Here is a 26,478-nt window from a genome sequence, read left to right as displayed (position 1 = left end):
CCATTTATTAAAAAGCCTCGTCAGAAATGACGGGGCTTTTTATCGTTTATGCTCATCAGAAAGTCTTACACAATTTTGATCGTTACACCTTCGTATAGTCCCATACACTCCAGTATCAATTAAAAACCTTGTTAGAAATTTTTCTGTAGATTCCCTTGGGCACTGTCTATATCTTCGAGTACGCATTTTTATTAATGATGTCACTAATAGTTTGATTTATCGTGGTATGACGTCTAAAACTTGTTGTATAGAAATCCATACCATAAGTGATCAGTGTTTATTTATTGCATATTACGCTATGCAACTATCGAATTGAGTCGCGCGGGTTCTTACTATTGAGAGTTTTTTTTTATACCATCACGGTATTATCAAATTTATATTTAACGGCTTGGGGAATCATCAAATGAATGATTTATCAGCATTAATTCAAATGACGTTACTTTGTACAGCAGTCGCAACGGCGGTAGCTGGGCCTGCAGTTATAGCATTGCTCGTATTTAATAAGTACAAACAAAATCTTGCCGAAAAACACGACATTGCCTAATTCCTGTTCAGTTGGAGCATGAAGCTTTACTAAACCCTAGCTATTTTGCTGATTGTCGTTAAAATAGCGTTCGTATAGGGGTGTAGCTCCAATTGGCAGAGCAGCGGATTCCAAATCCGCGTGTTGGGAGTTCGAATCTCTCCACCCCTGCCACATTCAAGGCCTCGACAGCAATGTCGGGGCTTTTTTGTATCTGTCACTTTTTCAAAGTGATGTTGGGAGCTGGAATGCCAGCCCAGTCGAATCTCTCCACCCCTGCCACATTCAAGGCCTCGACAGCAATGTCGGGGCTTTTTTGTATCTGTCACTTTTTCAAAGTGATGTTGGGAGCTGGAATGCCAGCCCAGTCGAATCTCTCCACCCCCGCCACATTTAAGGCCTCGACAGTAATGTCGGGGCTTTTTCGAATCTGTCACTTTTTTAAAGTGATGTTGGGAGCTGGAATACCAGCCCAGTCAAATCTCTCCACCCTGCCACATTTAAGGCCTCGAAGAGTAATGTCGATTTATTTATACCTGCTACATTCTGTGCGTGTCATGAGAAGCAGTGTGTTTACCTATTCAGCCTTACTTTAGATATAAATGCTATTTTTATGAATCTCAGTTATACGCAATCACATCCAATTCTTGTTCCTGCCTTAGCGCTTGTCGTTTTTACGGCGTATCATATTGCTACTGTTTTAAGCTACGAGTGGTTTTAGACCATGAATCAGGCGGTTTTGCTTTTCTATATTGCTATTGGTGGCGCGGCGGGTGCTTGCTCTCGCTATCTCATTTCTGAGATTTGCGCTGTTTTGTTAGGGCGAGGTTTTCCCTATGGGACTTTGACAGTGAATATTATTGGTTCATTGTTCATGGGATTTTTGGTGGCGGCGCTTGAACAAGAGACTTTTGGTCCTGGTCCATGGCGACATCTTATCGGCCTTGGCTTTCTTGGTGCATTGACAACGTTTTCCACGTTTTCAATGGACAATGTTTTGCTGCTTCAGCAAGGCGAGTGGTTCAAGATGGGGTTAAACATCGTATTGAATGTCGTGGTGTGTATTTTTGCCGCATGGGCAGGCTTTCAGCTCTTAATGCGCAGCTAATCACAGACATTGAGGTTGAGAAGACATAGCGCATTTCTTATACTGCAACTGATACTTGTCGGAGTGCCATTTGGCTGAGACCGCGAAAGCGGGATCCGTTGAACCTGATCAGGCTAATACCTGCGAAGGAAACAAGAGAAAGTAAATACAATCGTGTTTTAGATTACGTCACCTCAAACGGGGTAACTGTATCTGTGCGTGACACACCTCTTGCAGAGCAAATCCGGCAAGCATTTATTCCCACAATTAATGGAGTAATGCTATGTCGACCCGTAAACAAGCCAGAAACGAAGCTAAAGATTTTATCGACAACCTGTCGGTACAACCCTTCCCTAATTCCAAAAAAGTTCACGTTGTAGGATCTCGTCCAGATATTCGCGTTGGAATGCGTGAAATCTCGTTGTCGCCAAGCATGATCGGCGGAAATAAAGAAACACCACAGTTTGAAGATAACGAACCTGTACTTATCTATGATACATCCGGTGTTTATACCGACCCTGATTACCACATTGATATCTACGCGGGGTTGCCAAAGCTGCGCGAGCGTTGGATTGAAGAACGTGGCGATACTGAAGCGTTGGTGGGAGTAAGCTCAGAGTTTGCACAAACACGCCTGGATGACGATACATTAGATGAACTGCGTTTTGGCAGACTGCCCGATGTTCGTCGTGCAAAAGAAGGTAAGCGAGTGACTCAGCTTCACTATGCGCGTCAGGGTATGGTTACGCCAGAAATGGAATACATCGCAATACGTGAGAACATGGGACGCCACAAATATGCCGATGAGCAACTCAATCATCAGCATCCAGGGCAAAGCTTTGGTGCAAATTTACCCAAAGAAATTACGCCTGAGTTCGTGCGCAGAGAAGTCGCAGAAGGTCGCGCCATCATCCCATCAAATATCAACCATCCTGAATCCGAACCCATGATAATTGGGCGTAACTTCTTAGTGAAAGTTAACGCCAATATTGGTAACTCGTCAGTGAGTTCTTCGATAGAAGAAGAGACTGAAAAATTGGTTTGGTCGACCCGTTGGGGTGGCGATACCGTGATGGATTTGTCTACGGGACGAAACATTCACGAGACCCGAGAGTGGATCTTGCGAAACAGCCCTGTACCTATTGGCACAGTGCCAATGTATCAAGCGCTTGAGAAGGTTAACGGAATTGCTGAAAACCTAACATGGGAAGTCATGCGTGATACCTTAATTGAGCAAGCCGAGCAGGGTGTTGATTACTTCACAATACACGCCGGTGTTTTGCTGCGTTATGTGCCAATGACCGCCAAGCGCGTGACGGGAATTGTCTCTCGCGGCGGCTCTATCATTGCGAAATGGTGCCTTGCTCATCACACCGAAAGCTTTCTTTATACTCACTTCCGTGAAATCTGTGAAATTTGTGCTCAGTATGATGTCGCGCTTTCTTTGGGGGACGGCTTGCGCCCTGGCTCGATTGCTGATGCAAACGATGAAGCGCAATTTTCCGAGTTACGAACCTTGGGCGAGCTGACCAAAGTTGCATGGGAATATGATGTCCAGGTGATGATTGAAGGACCAGGTCATGTCCCGATGCACATGATTAAAGAAAACATGGACGAGCAGCTCAAGCACTGCCATGAAGCGCCATTTTACACCCTTGGCCCTCTGACTACCGATATTGCACCGGGCTATGATCATATTACGTCTGGTATTGGCGCCGCAATGATCGGTTGGTTCGGTTGCGCCATGCTTTGCTATGTGACACCAAAAGAACACCTTGGTTTGCCGAATAAAGATGATGTCAAAATCGGCCTGATCACTTACAAATTGTGCGCGCATGCTGCAGACCTTGCAAAAGGCCACCCTGGTGCGCAGGTTCGCGACAATGCCTTGTCTAAAGCGCGTTTCGAATTTCGTTGGGAAGATCAATTTAATCTGGCACTTGACCCAGATACTGCACGCACTTATCACGATGAAACACTGCCTCAAGAGTCTGGCAAGGTGGCGCATTTCTGTTCGATGTGCGGGCCTAAGTTTTGTTCCATGAAGATAAGCCAAGAAGTCCGGCTTGCTTTTGCTAAAGACGAGAGCGCTAAAAACCAAGAGAAAGGCCAAGCGGTAGAAGTTCAGATGCTGGATGATCCGCTGGAAGGCATGAAACAAAAATCGGCAGAGTTCTTGGCGAAAGGCAGTGAACTTTACCACCAGAAAGCGTAGGAGGGGTGATGAAACCTTCTATGTTTAACTGTCGCGTATCATTTGCGCGCATGGAGGAGGGTATTGGCCCTCTTTATCCAGTGGTTGATGACATTGTATTGCTTAAGCGGTTGTTGGCGCTAGGCGTGCGTACCATTCAACTTAGGATCAAAGATCCCAATGAACCTGATCTAGACGCAATGATCGAAGAGGCTGTCGCCTCTGGAAAGACCGCTAAGGCGCAGATCTTTATCAATGACCACTGGGAGAAAGCACTCGCAGCAGGGGCATACGGTATACACCTTGGTCAAGATGATCTGAAAGATGCAGATCTCGAGGCCATTGCTCTGGCTGGTATTCGCTTGGGGATCTCAACTCGAACGGCGCAGGAGCTGGATCTCGCACTCTCGATTGCGCCGAGCTATTTGGCTATCGGACATATCTTTCCCACTCCAACCAAAGTCATGCCAACACCTCCTCAAGGTACTGAACAGTTGGCTAAACACCTGAAAACCGTCGATGGTCGCTTCCCGACTGTCGCGATTGGTGGCATTGACTTGTCTGTCGCGTCAGAGGTTTGGCAAACAGGTGTGGATGCTATTGCCGTTGTTCGAGCTGTCACCGAATCGGGCGATCTGCCTTCGACATTGCAGTCGTTTTCACGCATTTTGACCGAGGAGGCGAGACATGAGCATTCCGCCTCTGTCTGATAGCGAGTTTGAGCGTTACAGCCGTCAAATTATGCTGTCTGAGTGGGGAGAAGAAGGGCAGTCTCGCCTGAAGCAAGCAAAGGTACTTATTGTGGGATGCGGCGGCCTAGGCACTGCTGCCAGCCTCTACCTTGCTGGTGCGGGTGTAGGTAACCTAGTGCTTGCTGATGATGATGCAGTAGAGCGTTCAAACTTGTCACGCCAAGTGGCATACCGTGAAAGCAATCTGGGTGAGAGCAAAGCGCGCGCACTGAGTGCGCAGCTAATGGCGCTGAACACACAGATTCAATGTCGCGCAGTGGAACGCTACCTTGTTGATAGAGCACTTGATCTCGAAGTGTCATTGGCCGATGTCGTGCTCGATTGCAGTGACAATATGGCGACCCGACAAGCGGTGAATGAAGTGTGCAGGAAGTCTTGCACACCATTGGTTGCAGGTGCCGCTATTGGATGGCAAGGACAGTTGATGGTGTTTGATTTCGCCGCGAGCATTTCGCCTTGTTATCACTGTTTGTTTCCTGCAAGCAAGGATGCTTCTCCACGAAATTGCCAAAGCACTGGTGTCGTAGGGCCCGTTGTTGGGGTGATTGGCAACCTACAAGCTTTGGAAGCGCTCAAGCTACTGACACAGACAAAAAGCATCCCCAGCCGTTTCTATCAGTTGGATGGTCAATCCTTGTCGCTTCGCGCTATGTCGATCCCTATTGATAGTGATTGCGCCGTCTGTCACCCCCGTAATTCATCACATGTCAGCGAGGTGCCCGATGAACATTTGGCTTAATGATCAGGCGTATTCTCCAGCCGGTGCCAGTGATCTTGATGCTTTGATACACGAGTTGTCATTGTCACAGCAATCTGTGGCCATCGCCATCAATGGAGAGATTATCCCGCGAGGTCAGTGGCAGCAGACACCATTGACCGAAGGTATTCAGGTCGCCGTGTTTCAAGCGATTGCAGGAGGATGACCATGTTAACAATTGCAGATAAAACGTTTTCATCTCGATTATTTACGGGCACCGGAAAATTTTCCGGAACCAAAGTGATGGCGCAAAGTATTGCGGCAAGTGGCTCTGAACTTGTCACTATGGCGCTTAAACGCGTTGACGTTCAAAACCGCGAAGACGATATTCTTGCACCGCTTATCGCTGCTAATCTCAATTTATTGCCGAATACGTCAGGCGCAAAAACGGCGAAAGAAGCCATTTTTGCTGCGCGATTGGCACGAGAAGCGCTTGGTACTCACTGGCTTAAGCTTGAAATTCATCCTGACCCTAAATATCTCATGCCCGATCCGATAGAAACCTTGAAGGCGGCAGAAGTACTGGTAAGAGAGGGTTTTATAGTATTGCCTTATTGTCATGCTGATCCTGTGCTTTGTAAGCGGTTAGAGGAAGTGGGTTGCGCGGCAGTGATGCCGCTAGGTGCACCGATTGGCAGTAATAAAGGGCTAGTGTCGAGAGACTTTCTCGACATCATCATCGATCAAGCCAAGGTGCCTGTGATCGTCGATGCAGGGATTGGCGCGCCTTCTCACGCTGCAGAAGCGATGGAAAGAGGTGCTGATGCAGTATTGGTGAACACAGCCATTGCAGCGGCACACAATCCGGTTGCCATGGCGCAGGCGTTTAAGTTGGCAGTAGAAAGCGGTCGTATGGCCTATGAAGCAGGGTTGGCGGGCAAAGTACAGCATGCTGTTGCATCGAGTCCACTCACGTCGTTTCTTGATGAACTTACCTGATAGACGGGAGAAAAAATGAGTTTTTCAGCCTATTGGGAAACGCTAGATTGGGACGATATTCGGCTATCTATCTATAGTAAAAATGAAGCGGATGTCTTGCGTGCGCTGGCGAAACCTAAGCGAGATCTTGAGGATTTTAAAGCCTTGATATCGCCTTCTGCCGAGCCCTATCTCGAACACATGGCGCAACAAGCAGCGGCGTTAACTCGCCGCCGTTTTGGTTACACAGTGAATTTTTATGTTCCGCTGTATTTGTCGAACCTTTGCGCCAATGTTTGCACCTATTGCGGCTTTTCGATGGAGAATCGCATCAAGCGACGCACCCTGTCGATGGATGATATTGGCCGTGAGTGTCGTGCTATCAAGGCGATGAACTTTGACAGCATTTTACTGGTCACGGGTGAGCATCAAACCAAAGTTGGCATGAACTATTTTCGTCAGGCGATACCTGAAATTAAGCGTCAATTCAGTTATCTAGCGATGGAGGTGCAGCCGTTAGCGCAAGCAGAGTACGCTGAACTCAAAGAGTTGGGATTGGATGCGGTGATGGTCTATCAGGAAACCTATAACCGGGTGACTTACGGTGAGCATCATCTTCGAGGTAATAAAACCGACTTTGCTTTTAGGCTTGATACGCCAGATAGGCTGGCGCGAGCAGGCATCGATAAAATCGGTATTGGTGCGCTAATTGGGCTTGATGAATGGCGAACGGATTGCTTTTTCGTCGCGACTCACCTCGACTATTTGGAGCGAACTTATTGGCGCAGTCGTTATTCCATATCGTTCCCAAGATTGCGTCCGTGTGAAGGCGCTGTGCAGCCCAAATCTGTCATGACAGATAGACAATTGGTGCAGCTTATTTGCGCGTATCGGCTGCTGAATACGGAAGTGGAGCTTTCCTTGTCTACCCGTGAATCGCCTGCGTTTCGCGATAAAGTCTTACCCCTTGGGATTACGTCTATGTCAGCGGCATCAAAAACTCAGCCTGGAGGATATGCCGACAATGAGCCTGAATTGGAACAGTTTGCGGTCTCTGATGAGCGTAGCGCCAGAGAGGTCGCCAACGCGGTGAAAAGTGCAGGTTTTGACGTGGTTTGGAAGGATTGGCAAGCCGGGTACTCAGGGTAGCCAAAATTGAAAACTAAAAAGGCTCGAGGAGCCTTTTTCTTTCTGTTCTCGGTGCTAGTGAGTTATCGAGACAAGGGTGCCACAGCTTGCTCAAGCCAAGCTAGATCATCACCTTGCAGTGATGGACTGATATCGGCCCACACTTTTTGATGGTAATCGTTCCACCATGCGATCTCGCTGTCAGTCAGCAGATTTACATCCACCAAACGACGATCAATTGGCGCGCGAGTTAGTGACTCAAAACCCAATACCGTCATGTCACCGGCTGTGGGTACTTCTACCACCAACTCTAGATTTTCAATACGAATACCAAATGCGTCTGCGCGGTAGTAGCCAGGCTCATTGGAGAGCACCATACCTGGCAGTAAGGCAACGGTATTTGGCGCCTTGGCAATGCGTTGTGGACCTTCGTGAACACTGAGGAAGTGACCAACGCCATGACCTGTACCGTGATCGTAATCAAAGCCGTTTGCCCACAAGTATTGGCGAGCTAATGCATCCAATTGGCTGCCAGCGGTGCCTTTCGGGAAACGTGCTGTGGTGAGTGCAATGTGACCTTTGAGAACCAGCGTAAATGCTTGCTTCACGCCATCAGAGCATTCACCGATTGCCACGGTGCGCGTGATATCTGTCGTGCCATCTGGATATTGACCGCCAGAGTCCACCAGATACACGTTATTCAGTTCCAGTTCGCCAGGCTTCGGTTGATTGAGGTGGTTATAGTGGCACATGGCCGCATTTCCGCCTGCGGCTGAAATGGTATCAAAGCTCAAATCTGCCAGCGTTTCGTCCAATTCGCGGAAGCTGTAGAGTTTGTCAGAAAGCGCTGCTTCGTTTGGAAGAATGCCTGCTGCGACTTGTGCATCTAGCCATGCTAGAAAACGACTTACTGCCACACCATCTCGGATATGACTCGCTTTCATGCCTGCAATTTCAGTGGTGTTTTTGGCCGCTTTCGGCAGCATGCAAGGATCTGCAGCGTGCACAATGATTGCGCCATTTTTGGCCAGAACCTGACTTGCCCAAGCATTGCTGGTTTGTGGGTCGACCAAAATGGTTTTGCCAGACATAGCCGACAAGGCCACTTCTAGTGCATCAGGTGATTGCACCGATACGCCTGCGCCAACATGTGCTGTAAAGTCATCAGGTAGGCGGCTAGGATCGATAAACAGGATGACGTTGCCATTCGCTTCAACCAATGCAGAAGCCAATACGACGGGAAGGCGAGATACATCGCCACCACGAATGTTTAAGAGCCAACAAATGCTGTCTAGTTGACTCAGCAACGCTGCGTTTGCACCGGCTTTTGTCAGTGCTTGGCCAATGAGCACGCGTTTTTCTGTGCTGCTTTGTCCAACGAGCTCGTTGCCCATCAGACGAGCAGTGGTTAAACGTGGCTCAGGACGATCGTGCCAAAGTGCATCAATCGGGTTGCTGTCGATAGCGGTCAGTGTCAGTTTTCCTGCCACAGTTTGCTCGGCGTTAGCTAGCCAGTTTGCGCTATGAAGACGCGTATCGATGGCGACTTTGCTGCCTTGTGGCAAGTTAGAAGTAAGCCATTGCAATGCAGGTTGTTCAATCAAATGACGATATTCAAAAATATCGCCAGGGACTTGTTTACGCACCTGTACGGTGTAGCGACCATCAACAAAAATGGCTGCATTTTCACGAGTGATCACCGCCGCGCCTGCCGAACCTGTAAATCCGGTGGCCCAGTGAAGACGCTCATTGTGGGCGGGAATATACTCTCCAAGAAACTCGTCTTCATGTGGAATAACCAGTGCGTCCAGCGCTTGGTCTTCCAGCCAGCGTCGCAATGCGTTGACGCGATCAGCATAAGTGGCGTGCATTTTTCGTCCTATTTTTATCTGTTTTGATTGATCGTAATGTTCAAAAAAGCGATGAGGTTTAGCGTGTTCTCTCAAGGCTCTAACCTATCTGTTTTCCTCAGCCGCTGCAATTTCTGTCATATATCGGCAACGCGAAATAATGAGCTGTCTAAGCCAACGATGACCAGGGTCAGATTCCTGACTTTGATGCCAAAATAGGGTATATGCCATGGGCGGTAACGGCTCAGGCAAAGATGTCACCACTAAATCCAGTTGCTTGGCCACGGCGTTTGCGAAGTGAGATGGCGCGGTAAATACCAAATCGGTATGGGTGCATAAACTGGCCGCACTATTAAAGTCAGGCACATACATCGCAATGTCGCGTTCAAGCCCACGTTCGGCGAGTTTGTAATCCAGTAGCCAGCGATCGCTGCCATCACAACGGACTTGTATATGGCGCTGTTTGAGATAGCTTTCCATATTCCAGCGCTTTGACAATAACGGGTGCCCTTGGCGAACAATCACTTTTTGATGATCTTGATATAACTCTTCGTAAACGATGCCTTTGGGAGGCATTAAAGTGAGCATCGCATCAGCAGGGTTCAGATCTTTTCCTGTTATACCAAAGTCCACTTCGCCCCGTGCCATTGCATCAAACGTACCAGCACCCCATGCCTGAGTATCTAAGGTGATTGATGGCGCTGCATCTAGTATTTCACCTAAGAATCGCGGCATCAAAAGAGGGTAGGCGCTTTCGACCAGTGCAAAATGAAAACGACGATCACTGGTAGCGGGATTGAACGCATCAGATACAGTCAGTCCGTCTAAATGGTTGAGCAAGTTTTTCAGCGCGGGTTTAAGTGATAGTGCCTTGGCTGTCGGGTGTAAACCACGTGAAGTACGGTTAAATAAAGGGTCATCAAATTGCTCGCGTAGCTTGGCGAGGCTCTTACTCACCGCAGATTGGCTCAGATGCAAACGTTGAGCTGTGCGCGTGACGTTGCACTCTTCCAATAAAATATGCAAACAAATCAGCATATTGAGGTCGTAGCGTAATAAATGATTCAGATTCAATAGTAATATTCCATACGGGAATGTCTCACCTGACTATAAGCCATTTTTATTCATATCAAAACAAGACTACACTGCGCGCAATTAATCAGGAGTTCCTTATGTCCACCCCCTCTTCGAAACCTGATAGCCGCTTGGTTGCATTGATGGTACTGCTTGTACTGTTCAGCCCGCTTGCTATTGATATTTATTTGCCTGCTATGCCAATTATGGCCGCAGAATTTGATGTTGCGCCGACCCGTATTCAAGACACTATTTCATGGTTTATGGTGAGTTTGGGCATGGGCCAATTGTTGGCTGGCCCATTAGCCGATCGTTTTGGTCGTCGTCCCGTCGCTTTAGTGGGTATCTCTATTTACGCCGCAAGCTCTGCCATGGCTTGGGTTGCTTCTTCGTTAGACGCTTTGCTCATTGCGCGTTTACTGCAAGGTGCGGGTGCGTGCGCAACCTCTGTGTGTGCGTTTGCGGCAGTACGAGATAGCTTTGGCGGTAAGCGAAGCGGTCAAATGATCAGTTACCTCAATGGTGCTATCTGTTTTATCCCTGCGCTGGCACCGTTGTTGGGCAGTTGGTTAACTGTTCACTTTGGCTGGCGTTCAAACTTTAGTTTCATGATGGCATATGCGCTAGTGGCTTTGGTGCTGGTATTTACGCTGTTTCGCGAAACGCGCCCAGCTGATACCGATTCAAGCGGCGCGCTGTTGAGTCCTTCCCGTTACTGGCAAGTATTGAAAGAACCCGTGTTTATCTATCATGCCGTGCTTTGCATGTTGGCAATGGCGGTGATTCTGGCTTACGTAACGTCAGCACCGGTGAGACTCATCAATGGATTGGGCTTGTCGATGGGGCAGTTTACAGGATGGTTTGCCATCAACGCTGCGCTCAATATTTTTGCTTCAATGACGACGCCAAAAGTTATGGATATCGTCGGGAGCCGTAAAACGCTAAACGCAGGCATGATGATATTGGTATTTGCGGGTGTGTTGATGGGCGTGTTGAGCTCGACACAAACCGCGTGGGCCTTCATGGTGCCCGTGTTCTTATCGTCATTTGGCTTTGCTTGGGTGTTGGGCTCGTCGGCAGGCAAAGCGCTGGAGCCTTTTGGTCAACGTGCTGGCACAGCGGCGGCGCTGCTTGGCCTCTTTCAAATGAGTGGCGCGGGTATCCTTGTCAGCCTGACACAACGAGCTGGTCTTTCTGAGCCTCACCTATTGGTTTTCCATATGCTGTTGATTGCGCCGGGCTTGGCTGTGCTTTGGTCTCGAGCAGGCAAGCGCTGGCATACGGCTGAGTGCTAAAAACGAGAAAACAGTACTGTAAGCTATATTAGTGAAAAAGCGCACAAAGCACGAAGTGCTGACCCTCTAGGCGATATGTTTACGGCATTCACTTCGTAATAATGGCGTGCTTATTACCGACTATTTACCCGCCAAATTATTTTGTGCGGGTATTTTTTTGTTGCTTATTGACCAAAGGGAGTATATTTAGTGTGCGAACACTTCCTTTCTTCCCGAAAATTAAAACAATAGGTTGTATAACTATGTCGATGTCGATGCTTGAATTAGCTCGTCACTTGGAGACTCTTGAAGAATCTCCAGAGAAAATGATGTTTGGTAAACTTCTCACAGAATTAAGCGGTATGAGTGAGGATCGCGTCCAACGTGCGGCTCGCCAAGTACCGATCAGTGGATTGCGTGAATTGGTCCATCAATTTAATAAAGTTATTGCGGATCGCCGCGGAGAGCGCGTTCAGGAATTGGCACAAGAAATCGCAGATGACGGCATTTCAGTGGATGAGCTGCGCCAATATCTAGCGCAGCGTAACGCTTAACTGTTTTAAATCACGTCTTACTTTTTCGTTGCTGAATCAATAAACCAGCAATAATCATTACCAAGCCTATCAAGGTCGTTGGGTGGATTTGCTCGCCTATAATATTGGCCAGTAATATCAGTGAAATGAATGGCGAAATAAAGATAAGGTTGCTGATTTTGGCGGTATTGGTCGCCAACTTCATCGCCTTCAGCCAAAGCACAAACGTGATCCCCATTTCAAACAAGCCCACGTAACTGACGGCGAGCCAGCCTTGCCAAGGAATACCACTCCAATCGCTACTATATAGGCTAAGACCGATAGAGAACGGCAAGGACAAAAGAAAACCAAGTAACAACCCAATGACAGGGTCGGCTTGGTTTTTTGCGTTTAGGATCCAATAACCAGCCCAAAGTAGTGTTGAGAAAAGGGCCAATCCAACGCCTAGCGGGCTATCAAAGTTTAAGTCCAAGACATTGCCCTTGGTCGCAATAACCACCACACCGGCATAGCCCAATGCCGCCGCAATCCAATCCTGCTTACGAATTTTTTGCCCTAAGAATATGGCCGCCATCAAAGTCAGCGTAATCGCCCAACTGTAATTAAGCGGCTGAGCCAATGATGCGGGCAGCAAGTCGTAGGCTTTAAACAGCACCAAATAATAGATAAACGGATTGATAAGCCCAAGCATCAAATAATAAAGCGGACGGCGAAAAAACGTCGACGTAATGAGGTGTAGATTGCCTTGCCATCCCGCCACAGCGACAAGTGACAATGCAGAGACCACACTGGCGGCAGCCAGCATTTGGATCGGGTCCATGTAAGTCAGGGTGATTTTAAAAGCCGTCGCGACGGTTGACCAAAGCAACACGGCAGCCAATCCGTAGCCAATCGCAAGGCGATCATTCATGAGAAGTGCTTACTTAATAAAGAGGAGAGCAGCAGTCTAGTGCAGTTACCGATAAACAGAAAGACTGGACATTTATCCAGTGTCTTATTAGCCTTTGCTACAAGTAATGATGAACATTGAAAAGGTTAATGGGATGCAGATCGAAAGCCTGTTTTCAGATGGCATGATATGGCTTGCAGCGGCAATAGGTGCAGGACTGACATTCATCGTCAGTGCGGTCTATCATCGTATGGCACAGCGAAACCTGCGCGATCTCCATATGCAGCAACGTGAGGCAGACGAAAAACTCAGCTGCGCTGCGATTGAGCGTCTGCAAACCGAGAACACATCGCTTCAAGGAGAGCTCGATGAACTGGATTTGGATCGAGATCGACTCAGCGCTGAACTTCGCCTGCAGTATGGCAGACTGGCCGCGGCGGCCGAAAAGCTCCGTCAAATGGACGCACTTCGTGCGGAAAAAGTGCAGCTTGCTGAGACGTTAGATTCCCTGCGTGATCACAAAGCAGCGCTAGAGCTTTCACTACGTGAACAGCAAACCCGCACTGAAGAGCAATTGGAAGCGGCAGACGAGAAAATCCGCTTACTCGAAAGCGCTGAAGAGCGCCTACGCGTGCAGTTCGAAAGTTTGGCCAACAAAGTGTTCGACCACAAAACACGGACTGTCGATGAACAAAATAGACAAAGCTTAGATTCGTTATTAGGCCCGCTGAAAAGCCAGCTAGAGGGCTTTCATAAACAAGTCAGTGATAGCTTTGGTGAGCAGGCCAAAGAGCGTCACACCCTGATCCATGAAATCAAAAGCCTGCAAAAGCTCAATGAGGACATGACACGTGAAGCCGTGAACCTGACGCAAGCGTTGAAAGGGGATAACAAGCAGCAGGGTAACTGGGGCGAGGTTGTACTGGCGCGCGTGTTGGAGGAATCTGGCTTACGTGATGGTTATGAATACCAAACCCAAGTTAGCTTAGAAAACGAGGAAGGCAAGCGCTATCAGCCAGACGTGATTGTGCGTTTGCCGCAAGAAAAAGACGTCGTGATTGACGCCAAAATGGTGCTGGTCGCGTATGAACGTTATTTCCACGCAGATACAGTGGCGGAAAAAGACAGCGCGTTGCGCGAGCACGTTGCCGCTATTCGCGGGCATATTCGAGGGCTTGGGCGAAAGGATTATCATCAACTGCATGGTGTTCACAGCCTTGATTACGTGCTGATGTTTATTCCTATTGAGCCCGCATTCCAGATTGCCTTAGAAGCTGAGCCATCACTGATCCGCGAGGCACTTGATCATAATATCATGCTTGTCAGTCCAACGACCTTGCTGGTGGCATTGAGAACCATCAACAATTTGTGGCGTTATGAGCATCAAAATCAGAATGCGCGTCTTATCGCCGATAAAGCCGCCAAGCTTTACGATAAGATTCGTCTGTTTGTCGCAGATGTTGAAGTGCTCGGTGCAGCGCTTGATAAAGCGGGAGACAGCTACCACAGCGCGCTAAATAAATTGTCGACAGGACGAGGGAATATTCTTCGTCAGGTGGAAGGCTTTAAATCCCTCGGGGTAGAGGTAAAGCGCGATATCAGCCCGACTATGCTAAAAAGAGACACGTCAGAAGAATCTGAACAAAACGAAGATGTGGTTAGCTTACCCGTCTCACGCGAGTCATCGGACAGGTAGTTGGCGCACTAAGCACTTTGAGCATGGTTTGATCTGATTAAAATAACCACATGATGGCGACATCACATTGACTCGCGCTTCTTGTGGTTGTTTGAGTATGTAAAGTACACTAAGCGGCAAAAATATCGGGCATTTCCTATTCCAGTCCGGTGTTACTCAGGGGTTTACAATGACAGATTTGACACAGGGCGTGACGCAAGACACAGAGGACAATACCACTCACTTTGGCTTCAAGACGATCGCCAAAGAAGAAAAGGTCGGTATGGTTGCTAACGTCTTCCACAATGTGGCCGCAAAATACGACATCATGAATGATGTGATGTCCATGGGTATTCACCGAATTTGGAAACGCTTCACCATTGATTGCAGTGGCGTACGCCCTGGTCATCGCGTGTTGGATTTGGCGGGCGGTACCGGTGATTTGACTGCAAAATTCTCTCGCATTGTCGGTGAGAAAGGCCAGGTGATATTGGCTGACATCAACAACTCCATGCTCAATGTGGGTCGCGATAAACTGCGTGACATGGGCGTGGTAGGCAACGTGAACTATGTTCAAGCTAACGCAGAAGAACTGCCATTTCCGGATGACCACTTTGATTGCATCACCATCAGCTTTGGTTTGCGTAACGTTACCGACAAAGACAAAGCGCTGCGTTCTATGTATCGCGTGTTGAAGCCGGGTGGCCGTTTACTGGTATTGGAATTTTCTAAGCCTTTGGTCGAGCCGTTATCAAAGATTTATGACGCCTACTCGTTCTACCTTCTGCCTAAAATGGGCGAGCTTATTGCTAATGATGGCGAGAGCTATCGTTACCTGGCAGAGTCTATTCGCATGCACCCTGATCAGGAAACGCTGAAAGGCATGATGGAAGATGCCGGTTTTGATCAAACCAAATACTTCAACCTGACCGGTGGCATTGTTGCCCTGCACCGTGGTTACAAATTCTAAGGTGCCAGTATGCCTCTTGACCCATTAGTCACCGCTGTTGTTGAGACTAGCCTTAACTCGCTGGTTCGTCAGGATGCGGAAAGTCAGCGTCGACTTGCTCGCCTGAAAGGCAAAGTATTGCGTGTCACCCTGACAGACATCAATAAGAAATTGGTGTTTGTATTCAGTCAGCAAATTGATGTGTTAGCAGATTTCGACGGTGATGCAGATTGCGATCTGGCGTTGGCGATCTCTGTCGCGCCGCAGCTGAAAGACAAAGCCAACCTGACTGCGCTTATCAAGCAAGACAAGCTGCATCTTGATGGTGACATCGATGTTGCTCAGCAGTTTTCCAATTTACTCAATGGCCTTAACCTAGACATTGCCGAATGGTTATCTCACTACACCGGTGATGTAGTAGCACACACTATGGTGCGCGGCGCAAAGCAAGGGCTGGCTTTTATTAAAGCATTCGGCGAGCGCAATCAGCGCTATGCGGCGGAATTGGTCGTTGAAGAGTGGCGCTTGGCACCCGGAGCGCTGGAAGTGGCTTATTTTGCCGATCAGGTTGATGAAGTGCAAAGTCAGGCATCACGTCTACATGCGCGCTTTGATGCGTTTGAACAAAAACTGGCGTTAGCCGCCAAGGTGGAAAACGCATGACACCGAGCGAAATTCGTCGCCTCTATAAAATCACCCAAGTTCAGCTGAGCTATGGGTTAGATGAGTTGCTGCCTAAGCAGCCGATCACTCGCGCCCCACATTTGCTGCGAAAAATGCTGTTTTGGATGAAAAACGAACACCAAGACATGCCGTTGGGCGAACGTTTAAGATTGGCACTGCAAGCGCTTGGACCGGTTTGGATTAAGTTCGGGCAAATGATGTCGACGAGACGTGATTTGTTTCCACCTGCAATTGCCGATCAGCTCGCGCTGTTGCAAGACCAAGTTGCCCCTTTCGACGGCAAGCTTGCTAAGACCCAAATGGAAAATGCGTTGGGTGGACCGCTCGAAAACTGGTTCGATGATTTCGACGAAATGCCACTGGCTTCTGCATCCATTGCGCAGGTACACACCGCGACGTTGAAAGAAAATGGCCGAGAAGTGGTATTGAAAGTCATTCGTCCTGACATTCTTCCTGTCATTCAAGCCGATATCAAACTCATGTATCGCATGGCGCGTATTGTTGCCCGCTTCCTGCCTGAGGCTCGTCGTTTAAAGCCTGTGGAAGTGGTACGTGAGTACGAGAAGACCTTGCTCGATGAATTGGATTTGATGCGCGAAGCGGCCAATGCAATTCAACTACGCCGCAATTTTGAAAACGACCATATTCTTTATGTGCCCGAAACCTTTAGTGATTACTGCCGTACCAGTTTGATGGTGTCGGAGCGTATCTACGGTATTCAGGTGTCCGATATGGAAGGGCTTAAAGCCAACGGTACGGACTTGAAATTGCTTGCTGAGCGCGGTGTACAGGTGTTTTTCACCCAAGTGTTTCGCGACAGCTTTTTCCATGCGGACATGCACCCTGGCAATGTGTTTGTTTCTTACGAACACCCACAAGACCCGCAGTGGATAGGTTTAGATTGCGGCATTGTTGGTACTTTGAATCGAGAAGATAAACGCTATCTGGCGGAAAACTTCCTCGCCTTCTTTAATCGTGATTATCGCAAAGTGGCAGAGCTGCACGTTGATTCTGGATGGGTGCCTCACGATACCAATGTCGACGAGTTTGAATTCGCGATCCGCACTGTGTGTGAGCCTATTTTTGAAAAGCCGCTGTGTGAGATCTCCTTCGGTCACGTATTGCTAAACCTGTTCAATACGGCGCGTCGCTTTAATATGGAAGTGCAGCCTCAGTTGGTACTGCTGCAGAAAACCTTGCTGTATGTAGAAGGCCTGGGGCGTCAGCTTTACCCGCAATTGGATCTTTGGGACACGGCGAAACCGTTTCTCGAACAATGGATGTCACGCCAGTTAGGGCCGCAAGCGGTCATTAACGCGATCAAAGAGAAAGCACCATTTTGGGCTGAAAAATTACCGGAACTCCCTGAGCTGGTCTATGACAGTTTGCGCCAAGGCCGTCAGGTCAATCAGCGCATGGATGTTATGTATAAAGAATTTATGCAATCGCGAAAGCAACACAATCGTGCAAGGTTCCTGTTGGGTGTTGGGGCAACACTGATCGTCACCTCTGCCATACTCTATAGTAACCAAGTGGAAGATTTGCCGCAGATAGCGGGAACGGTTGCGTTGTTCAGTTGGCTGTTTGCATGGCGAGCATTTAATAAATAAGTGTCAATTCAAGTTATTCTCGCTGAAAGCCGAAAATTGAGGTAGCTTGGCAATATCAAATAAGTTGTAACATTATGCGAGTAGACTCGGGTTACTTCAGTTATTCACCACATAAAACAGAGGTCGCACTAGATGGGTGGTATTAGTATTTGGCAACTCCTTATCGTTGCCGTCATTGTCATTCTCCTATTCGGTACCAAGAAGTTGCGTAACATCGGCGGCGACTTGGGCTCGGCAGTAAAAGGCTTTAAGAAAGCCATGACAGACGATGAAAAGAAAGACGCTGACTTCGTCCAGGAAAAACTGGAAGAGAAAGACAGCACAGCACAAAAGAGCGAAGCGAAAGACAAAGAGCAGGCATAATCCGTGTTTGATATCGGTTTTTGGGAGCTGATCCTGATCGCAGTTGTAGGTCTGGTGGTTCTCGGCCCTGAACGTTTACCTGTTGCTATTCGAAATGTGTCCCGCTGGATTGGTGCGGCGCGACGTATGGCTGGTTCTGTGAGAGATGAGCTTGAACAAGAGCTTAAAATTCAAGAGCTACAGGATAACTTGAAAAAAGCCGAGCAGATGGGAATGCAAAACCTGTCGCCCGACCTACAACAATCTGTTGATGAGCTAAAAAAAGCAGCAGAAGGTGTACAGCGCCCTTACGCCAGTAAGAGCGAGAACACTGATGTTGCCAGCGCCACTAGCCCTACTAAGGATAAAACCGAGTAACGGTATTCCGTAGGGCTCAAGTTTTTGTCGAGTAACTATGTCATCTGTTGAAGATACCCAACCGCTTATTAGTCACCTTGTAGAACTGAGAGACAGACTGCTGCGCGCTTTATTAGCTGTGCTGGTTGTGTTTCTTGGTTTGGTGTATTTCGCCAACGATATTTACACATTCGTGGCGGCACCCTTGGTTGATCGGCTGCCTGAAGGCACCAGTATGATTGCAACGGATGTGGCATCGCCCTTCTTCACGCCAATCAAACTGACCTTGGTGGTCTCGGTGTTCGTTGCTGTTCCTATGATCTTGTATCAGATTTGGGCGTTTGTGGCGCCTGGGCTGTACAAGCATGAAAAACGTCTTGTCATGCCACTTCTGGCATCCAGTTCTTTGCTGTTTTATTGCGGCGTGGCTTTCGCGTATTTCGTTGTCTTCCCGTTGGTGTTCGGCTTTTTTACGTCGATTGCCCCGATAGATGTCGAGATAGCCACCGACATTGCCAGTTACCTCGATTTTATTTTGGCACTGTTTATGGCGTTCGGTATTGCGTTTGAAATACCGGTCGCGATTATTTTGTTGGTGTGGACAGGGGCCGTGGACCCTGACGACTTACGCAAGAAGCGGCCTTATATCGTTGTCGCTGCGTTTGTTGTTGGCATGTTCCTGACACCGCCAGACATTATTTCGCAAACGCTGCTGGCTATCCCAATGTGTCTGCTGTTTGAAGTGGGGCTGTTTTTCTCCCGCTTCTATAAGCGACGCGATGAAGAAAACAGCGACGAGAATGAAGAGCACAGTCAGGGATAACGCCCTGCCAGAGTGAATAAAGCCAGTGATACACTGGCTTTTTCTTTATGCGCCCAATGTAATGTAACCACCAACGTTGCTAAGACAGATAACCGAGGACAAACAGTGATTGATATTGGTGTCAACTTAACCAGTAGCCGGTTTGATAAAGACCGAGATGACGTCGTCGCTCGTGCCAAAGAGGCGGGTGTCACCGCAATGCTTCTGACCGGGACTGATCTTGAGTCAAGTCCTCAAGTGGCGGCGCTTGCCGCCCAGTATTCTGACTTTGCTTATTCGACCGCGGGCGTGCATCCACACGATGCCAAAACGGTGGAAGATATCGCATTGCCTACTATTCGCGAGCTTGCGAGCCTTCCGCATGTCGTGGCAATCGGTGAATGCGGGCTCGACTTTAATCGTGATTTCTCACCTCGCCCACAGCAAGAAGCGGTGTTTGAAGCGCATCTTCGTTTAGCTGCTGAGTTGAACATGCCTGTGTTTCTGCATTGCCGAGATGCTCATGAACGCTTTATGGCGATATTGACACCATGGCTGCCACAATTGCCGGGCGCGGTATTGCACTGCTTTACCGGATCGGAGCAAGAGGTGCGTGAGTGCTTAGAGGCGGGGTTGTATATCGGTATCACGGGCTGGGTATGTGATGAAAGGCGCGGTGAGGCCCTTCGCGCTATCGTACCGCTTATTCCGGATGACCGATTGATGATAGAAACCGATGCGCCTTACTTACAGCCGCGTGATCTCAAGCCTAAACCTAAGTCGAGCCGCAACGAACCTTGCTACTTACCTCATATCGCCTCAGTGATTGCTGTATTGCGTCAGCAAGACACTGAGCGGTTGATCACACAAAGCGTGGAGAACACCCGTCGCTTATTCAAACTGTAGACGTTATGATTCGCTCAAAGCACTTGGATTAAGGAGGATATCGTGACCATATCCATTCAGGGCGCATTCCCGGCCCGTCGCATGCGCCGTCTGCGCAAACATGACTTTAGCCGTCGCTTAATGGCAGAAAACCAATTGTCAGCGAGCGATTTGATTTACCCTATGTTTATCCTTATGGGTAAAAACCGCCGTGAAAGCATTGAATCAATGCCGGGCATTGAACGCCTTTCCATTGATTTGATGTTGTATGAAGCAGAATACCTAGCCAAGTTAGGCGTTTCAGCGATCGCGTTGTTCCCTGTTGTGCCGAAAGAGTTTAAATCGGCCAGTGCCGAAGAAGCGCATAACCCTGAAGGGTTAGTTCAGCGTGCCGTGCGACTGTTGAAAGAGCATGTGCCACAAATTGGCGTGATCACTGATGTCGCACTCGACCCATACACCTTGTCGGGTCAAGATGGTTTGACTGACGATAATGGCTATGTGCAAAACGACGAAACCACCCAAGTGCTAATCCAGCAGGCATTGTCCCACGCTGAAGCGGGTGCGGACGTGGTGGCCCCATCAGACATGATGGACGGTCGTATTGGCGCTATTCGCGAAGCACTCGAAGAGGCGGGTTACATTCATACCCAAATCATGGCGTATTCAGCTAAGTATGCATCAGCCTATTATGGACCGTTTCGTGATGCGGTTGGATCGGCGGCAAACCTGAAAGGTGGCAACAAGAAAACCTATCAGATGGACCCAGCTAACAGCGACGAAGCGATTCATGAAGTGGCGATGGATATCAATGAAGGCGCTGACATGGTCATGGTGAAACCGGGCATGCCATATCTGGATGTGGTTCGCCGAGTGAAATCAGAGCTAAAAGTGCCGACCTTTGCTTATCAAGTCTCGGGCGAATACGCGATGCATAAAGCGGCGGCGTTAAATGGCTGGCTGAATGAGCGTGAAACCGTGATGGAATCGCTACTGTGCTTTAAGCGCGCAGGGGCAGACGGTATCTTGACCTATTTCGCCAAAGACGTTGCGCGTTGGTTGGCCGAAGATAAGCAGGTGGATATCCCTGATTTGCCAAATCAAGAAAGCACTGAATAATTAGTTCTGTGCCGAGAACACCAAAATGCCAGCAACTTCAACTTGCTGGCATTTTTCATTTTGGCAGTCCTGACGGTTGTTTCTTGTGTCTTACTTACGGTGCCACATTTCGCTTAATGGGGTTTTGCAGAGAAATCAGCGTTTCCGTTGACTGCACTTCGTCGATAGCTTGCAGTTTATCAATCAGGACATATTGCAGCTCTTCAATGGAGCGGCACATGAGTTTAACGAAAATGTTGTAGGCGCCGGTGGTGTAATAGGCCTCGACGACTTCATCGAGCTGCTGCAGTTTTTCTATCGCAGAATGGTAATCACGGGCAGCATAAAGGTTGATGCCGATAAAACAACACACGTCGTAACCAAGCGCTTTGGTATTAACCAACACCTCAGTCCCCGTAATAATACCTGCAGCTTTCATCTTTTCCACACGCACATGTACCGTCGCTGGACTGACCGAAAAACGCTTGCCCATTTCGGCATAAGGCACTTTGGCATCGGCCATCAAGGTGTGCAGGATTTGGCGATCTAAATCATCTAACTTTGCAACGTCATTCATTGGTATTCACTAAACTCCATGTTACCCGCAGTTTCCGTGCATGAAACTTGACCAACTGACAGGCTTACCAATAGGGTGTCACCATAATGATACTCTCAGGAACATTTTAATAATTATTCCTATGCGCCAGATATTTAAGTGTTTCTTTCTTGCTATCGTCTTACTGAAAAGCGGCGCAGTCCTAGCAGCCTATCAGGTTCTTGCTGTGCATTCCTATCATCCCGATTTTTTTTGGACAGAATCACTGGTTGAAGGCATAGAGCAGGGTATAGAAGGGCAAGACATTGTTGTCGAGCACACCTATCTCGATACCAAGCGCGTTCAGTCCGTCGGCTATATGGCGGAATTGAAATCCCTTTATCAGAGCCGCCTGCGTGATCATCACTATGACGCCATACTGACCACGGATAACGCGGCATTGTGGTTGGTGAGTGCCTTGGCGGAGGAGGTTGGTGATATTCCGGTGGTTTTTTCAGGCCTGAATATCGCTACCTATGCACCTTTTGAAAACCTTACACGCTTAACGGGCGTGGAAGAATTGATCAATGTGCCGGATAACGTCGCTTTGATTAAAGCTGTTCATCCAGATACCCAACGTGTGTGGTTAGCGCTTGATGATGCTTATTCCAGTCGTGATTACTGGCAGGCGATCAGTGAACAGTTAGAAAATGCAACGGATTTGGGGGTTGAGGTCAACCGTCTTCATCAGATGCGTTTTGACGATTTGGTGAATCGCATTGCTGAATTAGAATCCGGTGATGTGGTGTTGTTCATCTCGTATTTCAAAGATGCCGATGGGGCATTTATGAACCACGGTGACCTGCTTACGAAGATCACGGCTTCCGCGACGGTTCCTATCTACGGCGCCAATAGCTTTATGCTGCCCTATGGCGTGATAGGTGGGATCATGGTTGATGGTCATCATCATGGTTTGGTGCAGGCACAACTATTGACTGAAGCCTTGCAGTCCTCAACGACGCCACCTATCGTCACTGATGCTAACCAACTCATGTTTGAGTACACCACAGCCAAGAAGAAGCACATTGACCTGACCTTATTCTCCAACGTGGTGTCGGTGAATCAACCCCCTTCATTTATGGTCTCTAATCGAGATGCGATCCTCAGTAGTGTCGCCATTATGTTTGTTGCTGGTTTGATCATTGCTGGATTAGCCAAGCAAATGAATAAGCAAAAAAAGGGCGAGCGTGAGTTAGCGCAAAGCCGTGCTTTGTTTAAAGGCGTGTTCGATCAGAGCCACCAATATATCGCCCTGCTTGACTATCAAGGCCGCGTTGTCTCCGCTAATGGTGCGTTTCAACGGATATTCCCTCAATGGGAAACGCGAGAGTCTATGCCTCTTTGGCATTGGTCCGATTGGTTAAGCGGTGACAGATTGAAATTGCACATTGAATCGCTGATAGAGGGGCAAACTAGTCGTTTTGAGGCCTGTCTATTATCAGAGCAGCAAAACGAAGTGATACTTGATGTGGCGCTCAAAGCGTTGCCCGATCACAGTGATGCCGATGCGCAGATACTGTTTGAAGCGCGAGATGTTAGTCAGCGCAAACTGGCCGAACAGAAATTACAACGCAGTGAAGTAGAGTATCGCATGTTGTATGAGCAGCAACCTGTGATGTTGCTGACCATTGACCACCAGTCACGTATTCAATCGGTTAATCAATGCGCGACCGAATGGCTGGGCTTTTCCAAACGCCATATGCTTGGGCACAAAGTCACTGATTTTTATGCAGACGATAGTCCTCCGCCACGCAGCTTACTGGGCAGTTCGAATCGCCAGCGTTTTGGGATTTGGCGTCGTGAAACTCGCTATCGCACCAGTGACGGGCAAGAGCGTTGGATTCGTGAAAGTGTCCGCTCCACACAAGTGCAATCTCAACTTCTGCTGGTGGGGGAAGACATCACTGAAAACCGTCGTATGGAACAGCAACTGAGGTATCAAGCGCAACATGATTTCCTCACGGGATTGATAAATCGTAGCCATTTTGAAATGTGTTTGGTTGATGCACTGAACTCCGCCTCAGACGAGCGTTTTACTCACGCAATGTTCTACATCGATTTGGATCAGTTCCGTGTGATTAACGACACGGTTGGGCATGAAGCGGGCGATGAAGCGTTAAAACAAACCGCACAAGCGCTGCGAGAACTTCTGCCTACTGGTGCCACGCTGGCGCGATTAGGCGGCGACGAGTTTGCAGTGATTTGTTATCAATGCGACGAAGAGCAGGCGCTTGCACAGGGTAAACAAATTCTTGATAGTCTCAGTGAGATGGATTTCTACTGGAACAATTCTCGTTTGGCATTGAGTTGTTCCGTGGGTATTCGCATGTTGGACAAAACGGCGGGAACGCCTCAACAAGTGCATGCACAGGCTGATACAGCCTGTTTTGCCGCAAAACATGATGGTCGTAGTCGGGTTCACCTTTATCGCCCTGATGACGAAGAGCTTCGTCGTCATGAGCGTGAAATGGCATTTGTGAATAAAATTCACGCCGCCCTCGCTGAAGATCGGCTTGAAGTGTATGCCCAGCCCATTGTTAGTGTGTCTTCAAAGCTGAGAGAAAAACTCTATTTCGAAGTCTTGGTGCGTATGCGTGACCGCGAGGGTAACTATGTTGCGCCCGGGTTGTTTATTCCTGCGGCTGAGCGTTACAACATGGCGCATCTTATCGATAAACGAGTCATCGAAAAAACCTTGGGCTGGTTTGAGCGCAACCCTGAGTATGTGAATGAAATCGCCATGATTTCGATTAATCTGTCGGGACGTTCAATGAGCGACGAAGGTTTCATTGCTTTTCTTCTTGATGCGCTGACCTCGAGCAATGTGCCGAGTTCTTCGATCTGTCTAGAGATCACCGAAACCGCCGCTATTGGCAATCTGACGGATGCGATTGAGCTGTTTACCAAACTCAAGCAGCTAGGTTGCACCATTGCGCTGGATGACTTTGGCTCTGGCTTATCGTCGTTTGGCTACCTCAAGCGATTGCCTGTCGACATTATCAAAATTGATGGTCAGTTTGTTCGTGACATTGCGGAAGATGAAACCGATTACGCAATGGTAAGGGCTATTCACGAATTGGCCACGCAGATGGGCAAGAAGACCGTGGCGGAATTTGTCGAGAACGAAGCCATCTTAACCCGCCTTAAATCGCTCGGTGTCGATTATGCGCAGGGTTATCACTTCAGTATGCCAAAACCGATGGAATTGCTTATCAAAAGCGAATATCTGCAACGCTCTCTAGAGGCGCAAGAGTAAGCGGCAAGAAGATCGCCGTTTTCTTTGCTCCAACTAGGCGACGCTTGAGGTTATACTCGGCGAGACTAGATAGCCGGAGAACTCAGGTGCAGATTGCTTTAACCTGCGAAGCGCCAACGCGCCAAGACACCCTCGATACCATCGCACAACGTTGGGGTCTCACCCATGACCGCGATGCCACGTTTGCCCTCGTTTTAACCGAATCACAGTTAGAATTGCGTAAGCTGGATGAACCTAAACTGGGCGCTGTTTTTGTTGATCTTGTCGGCGGTGCTGTTGGGCATCGCCGTAAATTTGGTGGCGGTAAGGGGCAGTCGATTGCCAAAGCGGTTGGCCTCAACAAAGGTGCGACGCCGACAGTGCTCGATGCCACGGCGGGCTTGGGCCGAGATGCGTTTGTGCTGGCATCACTGGGCTGCAAAGTACAGATGGTAGAACGCCACCCTGTGGTCGCGGCATTACTTGAAGACGGCTTAGAACGTGCCAAGCGAGATCCAGAAATTGGACATTGGGTCAGCGAACGCATGTCGATGGTGCATGCATCCAGTCACGATGCATTGACGCAGCTGGTGGATGACATAACGCTTGAGCGCCCTGATGTGGTTTATCTTGACCCTATGTATCCGCACAAAAAAAAATCGGCCTTGGTCAAAAAAGAAATGCGCGTGTTTCAGTCACTGGTTGGTGCTGATCATGATGCTGATGGTTTGTTCGATCCTGCTTATTTGCTGGCAACCAAGCGTGTGGTGGTTAAACGCCCCGATTACGCTGAGTTCATTGCGGGAAAAACGCCGTCTACCCAAATTGAAACCAAGAAGAATCGTTTCGACGTTTACGTGAAAGCGGCGATGCGTTGATCGCGTATAGCGTTGAACAGATGACCTAGATATTGCAGAGGAGGCATAGGGTTGGCAAAAACCTTGTGTGATTGGAAAAGTAAAGACATTGAAAAAGACATGGTAGCGTTAGCTAAACTGGTCAGAGCCCCCGATTATGTGTGTCGAAAGTGTGCACGGGTGGCTAACACAAAAAAAGTCCTCTGTAAGCCGATTGAGCTTAAGCCCTGAAGCGGCATATGTCTTCTTTTAACATTTGATATCTTTGGTTCAGCATCGTCAGATGCTGAAAACAAAAACGCCTCCAAGCGGAGGCGTTATTGGTAATAGGCAGAGAATTACTCCATGCCTTTTACCAGCAGAACTGTCAGTAGACCGGTAACAACAGAAACCATCAGGCCTGACACAAT

The 26,478-nt window shown here is 48.5% G+C and carries 25 protein-coding genes, 1 tRNA gene and 1 riboswitch; of the genes, 22 read left to right on the top strand and 4 right to left on the bottom strand.

Features of this window, described 5'->3' with window-relative positions; all coding sequences use genetic code 11:
- Positions 1–403 precede the first annotated feature (403 nt).
- The 9 genes from A1OO_RS23505 to thiH all read left to right on the top strand — a co-directional run bounded on the left by A1OO_RS23505 (position 404) and on the right by thiH (position 7,380).
- Positions 404–544 carry a hypothetical protein gene (locus A1OO_RS23505; protein ID WP_016959520.1) on the top strand — a complete coding sequence of 47 codons (141 nt, stop codon included), beginning with the start codon at positions 404–406 and terminating at the stop codon, positions 542–544.
- A gap of 76 nt (positions 545–620) precedes the next feature.
- A tRNA-Trp gene (locus tag A1OO_RS00475) sits at positions 621–697 on the top strand.
- A gap of 550 nt (positions 698–1,247) precedes the next feature.
- Positions 1,248–1,631 carry a fluoride efflux transporter CrcB gene (crcB, locus tag A1OO_RS00470; protein ID WP_016959519.1) on the top strand — a complete coding sequence of 128 codons (384 nt, stop codon included), beginning with the start codon at positions 1,248–1,250 and terminating at the stop codon, positions 1,629–1,631.
- Between the two features lie 49 nt (positions 1,632–1,680).
- Positions 1,681–1,779: riboswitch (TPP riboswitch) on the top strand.
- A gap of 114 nt (positions 1,780–1,893) precedes the next feature.
- Complete coding sequence (thiC, locus tag A1OO_RS00465; protein ID WP_017005025.1) at positions 1,894–3,825, top strand: phosphomethylpyrimidine synthase ThiC; 1,932 nt, start codon at positions 1,894–1,896, stop codon at positions 3,823–3,825.
- Positions 3,826–3,833: 8 nt separating this feature from the next.
- Positions 3,834–4,514, top strand: coding sequence for a thiamine phosphate synthase (gene thiE / locus A1OO_RS00460; protein WP_017005024.1), 681 nt, complete (start codon positions 3,834–3,836; stop codon positions 4,512–4,514).
- Positions 4,492–5,295: a HesA/MoeB/ThiF family protein gene (locus tag A1OO_RS00455; RefSeq protein ID WP_017005023.1), complete on the top strand. Its 804-nt coding sequence runs from the start codon at positions 4,492–4,494 to the stop codon at positions 5,293–5,295. The genes thiE and A1OO_RS00455 overlap by 23 nt, the downstream gene beginning before the upstream one ends.
- Positions 5,279–5,479 (top strand): sulfur carrier protein ThiS, encoded by a 201-nt coding sequence (thiS, locus tag A1OO_RS00450; protein ID WP_017005022.1) that lies wholly within the window; start codon positions 5,279–5,281, stop codon positions 5,477–5,479. The genes A1OO_RS00455 and thiS overlap by 17 nt, the downstream gene beginning before the upstream one ends.
- A 2-nt stretch (positions 5,480–5,481) precedes the next feature.
- Positions 5,482–6,252: a thiazole synthase gene (locus A1OO_RS00445; protein WP_026024073.1), complete on the top strand. Its 771-nt coding sequence runs from the start codon at positions 5,482–5,484 to the stop codon at positions 6,250–6,252.
- 15 nt (positions 6,253–6,267) lie between these two features.
- Entirely contained in the window at positions 6,268–7,380 is a 1,113-nt protein-coding gene (thiH, locus tag A1OO_RS00440) for a 2-iminoacetate synthase ThiH (protein ID WP_017005020.1), read from the top strand.
- A gap of 62 nt (positions 7,381–7,442) precedes the next feature.
- Here the strand turns inward: thiH and A1OO_RS00435 are convergent, their stop codons facing one another.
- Together A1OO_RS00435 and A1OO_RS00430 are read right to left on the bottom strand one after the other, a co-directional pair.
- Positions 7,443–9,230 (bottom strand): aminopeptidase P family protein, encoded by a 1,788-nt coding sequence (locus tag A1OO_RS00435; RefSeq protein WP_017005019.1) that lies wholly within the window; start codon positions 9,228–9,230, stop codon positions 7,443–7,445.
- An 84-nt stretch (positions 9,231–9,314) separates the two neighbouring features.
- Positions 9,315–10,283 (bottom strand): LysR family transcriptional regulator, encoded by a 969-nt coding sequence (locus A1OO_RS00430; protein ID WP_017005018.1) that lies wholly within the window; start codon positions 10,281–10,283, stop codon positions 9,315–9,317.
- Positions 10,284–10,381: 98 nt separating this feature from the next.
- Between A1OO_RS00430 and A1OO_RS00425 the strand changes: the two genes are divergently transcribed.
- Positions 10,382–11,578 carry a multidrug effflux MFS transporter gene (locus tag A1OO_RS00425; RefSeq protein WP_016959510.1) on the top strand — a complete coding sequence of 399 codons (1,197 nt, stop codon included), beginning with the start codon at positions 10,382–10,384 and terminating at the stop codon, positions 11,576–11,578.
- Between the two features lie 242 nt (positions 11,579–11,820).
- Complete coding sequence (locus A1OO_RS00420) at positions 11,821–12,111, top strand: hypothetical protein (protein WP_016959509.1); 291 nt, start codon at positions 11,821–11,823, stop codon at positions 12,109–12,111.
- 10 nt (positions 12,112–12,121) lie between these two features.
- Here A1OO_RS00420 and A1OO_RS00415 read toward each other — a convergent pair whose 3' ends face one another.
- A complete protein-coding gene (locus A1OO_RS00415) occupies positions 12,122–13,000 on the bottom strand; it encodes a DMT family transporter (protein WP_016959508.1) in 879 nt (292 codons plus the stop codon).
- 133 nt (positions 13,001–13,133) lie between these two features.
- Between A1OO_RS00415 and rmuC the strand changes: the two genes are divergently transcribed.
- The 9 genes from rmuC (at position 13,134) to hemB (ending at position 21,402) form a co-directional block, all read left to right on the top strand.
- Positions 13,134–14,675 carry a DNA recombination protein RmuC gene (rmuC, locus tag A1OO_RS00410; protein WP_017005017.1) on the top strand — a complete coding sequence of 514 codons (1,542 nt, stop codon included), beginning with the start codon at positions 13,134–13,136 and terminating at the stop codon, positions 14,673–14,675.
- 169 nt (positions 14,676–14,844) lie between these two features.
- Positions 14,845–15,624, top strand: coding sequence for a bifunctional demethylmenaquinone methyltransferase/2-methoxy-6-polyprenyl-1,4-benzoquinol methylase UbiE (ubiE, locus tag A1OO_RS00405; protein WP_016959506.1), 780 nt, complete (start codon positions 14,845–14,847; stop codon positions 15,622–15,624).
- A 9-nt stretch (positions 15,625–15,633) separates the two neighbouring features.
- Positions 15,634–16,266 (top strand): ubiquinone biosynthesis accessory factor UbiJ, encoded by a 633-nt coding sequence (locus A1OO_RS00400; protein ID WP_017005016.1) that lies wholly within the window; start codon positions 15,634–15,636, stop codon positions 16,264–16,266.
- Positions 16,263–17,897, top strand: coding sequence for a ubiquinone biosynthesis regulatory protein kinase UbiB (gene ubiB / locus A1OO_RS00395; protein WP_017005015.1), 1,635 nt, complete (start codon positions 16,263–16,265; stop codon positions 17,895–17,897). The genes A1OO_RS00400 and ubiB overlap by 4 nt, the downstream gene beginning before the upstream one ends.
- A gap of 132 nt (positions 17,898–18,029) precedes the next feature.
- Complete coding sequence (gene tatA / locus A1OO_RS00390; RefSeq protein WP_016959503.1) at positions 18,030–18,260, top strand: Sec-independent protein translocase subunit TatA; 231 nt, start codon at positions 18,030–18,032, stop codon at positions 18,258–18,260.
- 3 nt (positions 18,261–18,263) lie between these two features.
- The gene (tatB, locus tag A1OO_RS00385; RefSeq protein WP_016959502.1) at positions 18,264–18,617 is read left to right on the top strand and encodes a Sec-independent protein translocase protein TatB; all 354 of its coding nucleotides are present in this window, start codon (positions 18,264–18,266) and stop codon (positions 18,615–18,617) included.
- Between the two features lie 37 nt (positions 18,618–18,654).
- Complete coding sequence (gene tatC / locus A1OO_RS00380; protein ID WP_016959501.1) at positions 18,655–19,419, top strand: Sec-independent protein translocase subunit TatC; 765 nt, start codon at positions 18,655–18,657, stop codon at positions 19,417–19,419.
- A gap of 105 nt (positions 19,420–19,524) precedes the next feature.
- Complete coding sequence (tatD, locus tag A1OO_RS00375) at positions 19,525–20,304, top strand: 3'-5' ssDNA/RNA exonuclease TatD (RefSeq protein WP_026024072.1); 780 nt, start codon at positions 19,525–19,527, stop codon at positions 20,302–20,304.
- A 42-nt stretch (positions 20,305–20,346) separates the two neighbouring features.
- A complete protein-coding gene (hemB, locus tag A1OO_RS00370; protein WP_017005013.1) occupies positions 20,347–21,402 on the top strand; it encodes a porphobilinogen synthase in 1,056 nt (351 codons plus the stop codon).
- A 94-nt stretch (positions 21,403–21,496) separates the two neighbouring features.
- Here the strand turns inward: hemB and asnC are convergent, their stop codons facing one another.
- The gene (gene asnC / locus A1OO_RS00365; protein WP_016959498.1) at positions 21,497–21,958 is read right to left on the bottom strand and encodes a transcriptional regulator AsnC; all 462 of its coding nucleotides are present in this window, start codon (positions 21,956–21,958) and stop codon (positions 21,497–21,499) included.
- A 121-nt stretch (positions 21,959–22,079) separates the two neighbouring features.
- Between asnC and A1OO_RS00360 the strand changes: the two genes are divergently transcribed.
- Positions 22,080–25,232: an ABC transporter substrate binding protein gene (locus A1OO_RS00360; RefSeq protein ID WP_017005012.1), complete on the top strand. Its 3,153-nt coding sequence runs from the start codon at positions 22,080–22,082 to the stop codon at positions 25,230–25,232.
- Between the two features lie 86 nt (positions 25,233–25,318).
- The gene (locus tag A1OO_RS00355; RefSeq protein ID WP_016959496.1) at positions 25,319–26,089 is read left to right on the top strand and encodes a class I SAM-dependent methyltransferase; all 771 of its coding nucleotides are present in this window, start codon (positions 25,319–25,321) and stop codon (positions 26,087–26,089) included.
- Positions 26,090–26,478: the final 389 nt, after the last annotated feature.

Origin of the sequence: Enterovibrio norvegicus FF-33, assembly GCF_000286835.2 — a bacterium.
Taxonomy (GTDB): Bacteria; Pseudomonadota; Gammaproteobacteria; order Enterobacterales; family Vibrionaceae; genus Enterovibrio; species Enterovibrio norvegicus_A.
This window is presented reverse-complemented; position numbering and strand designations above follow the sequence as displayed.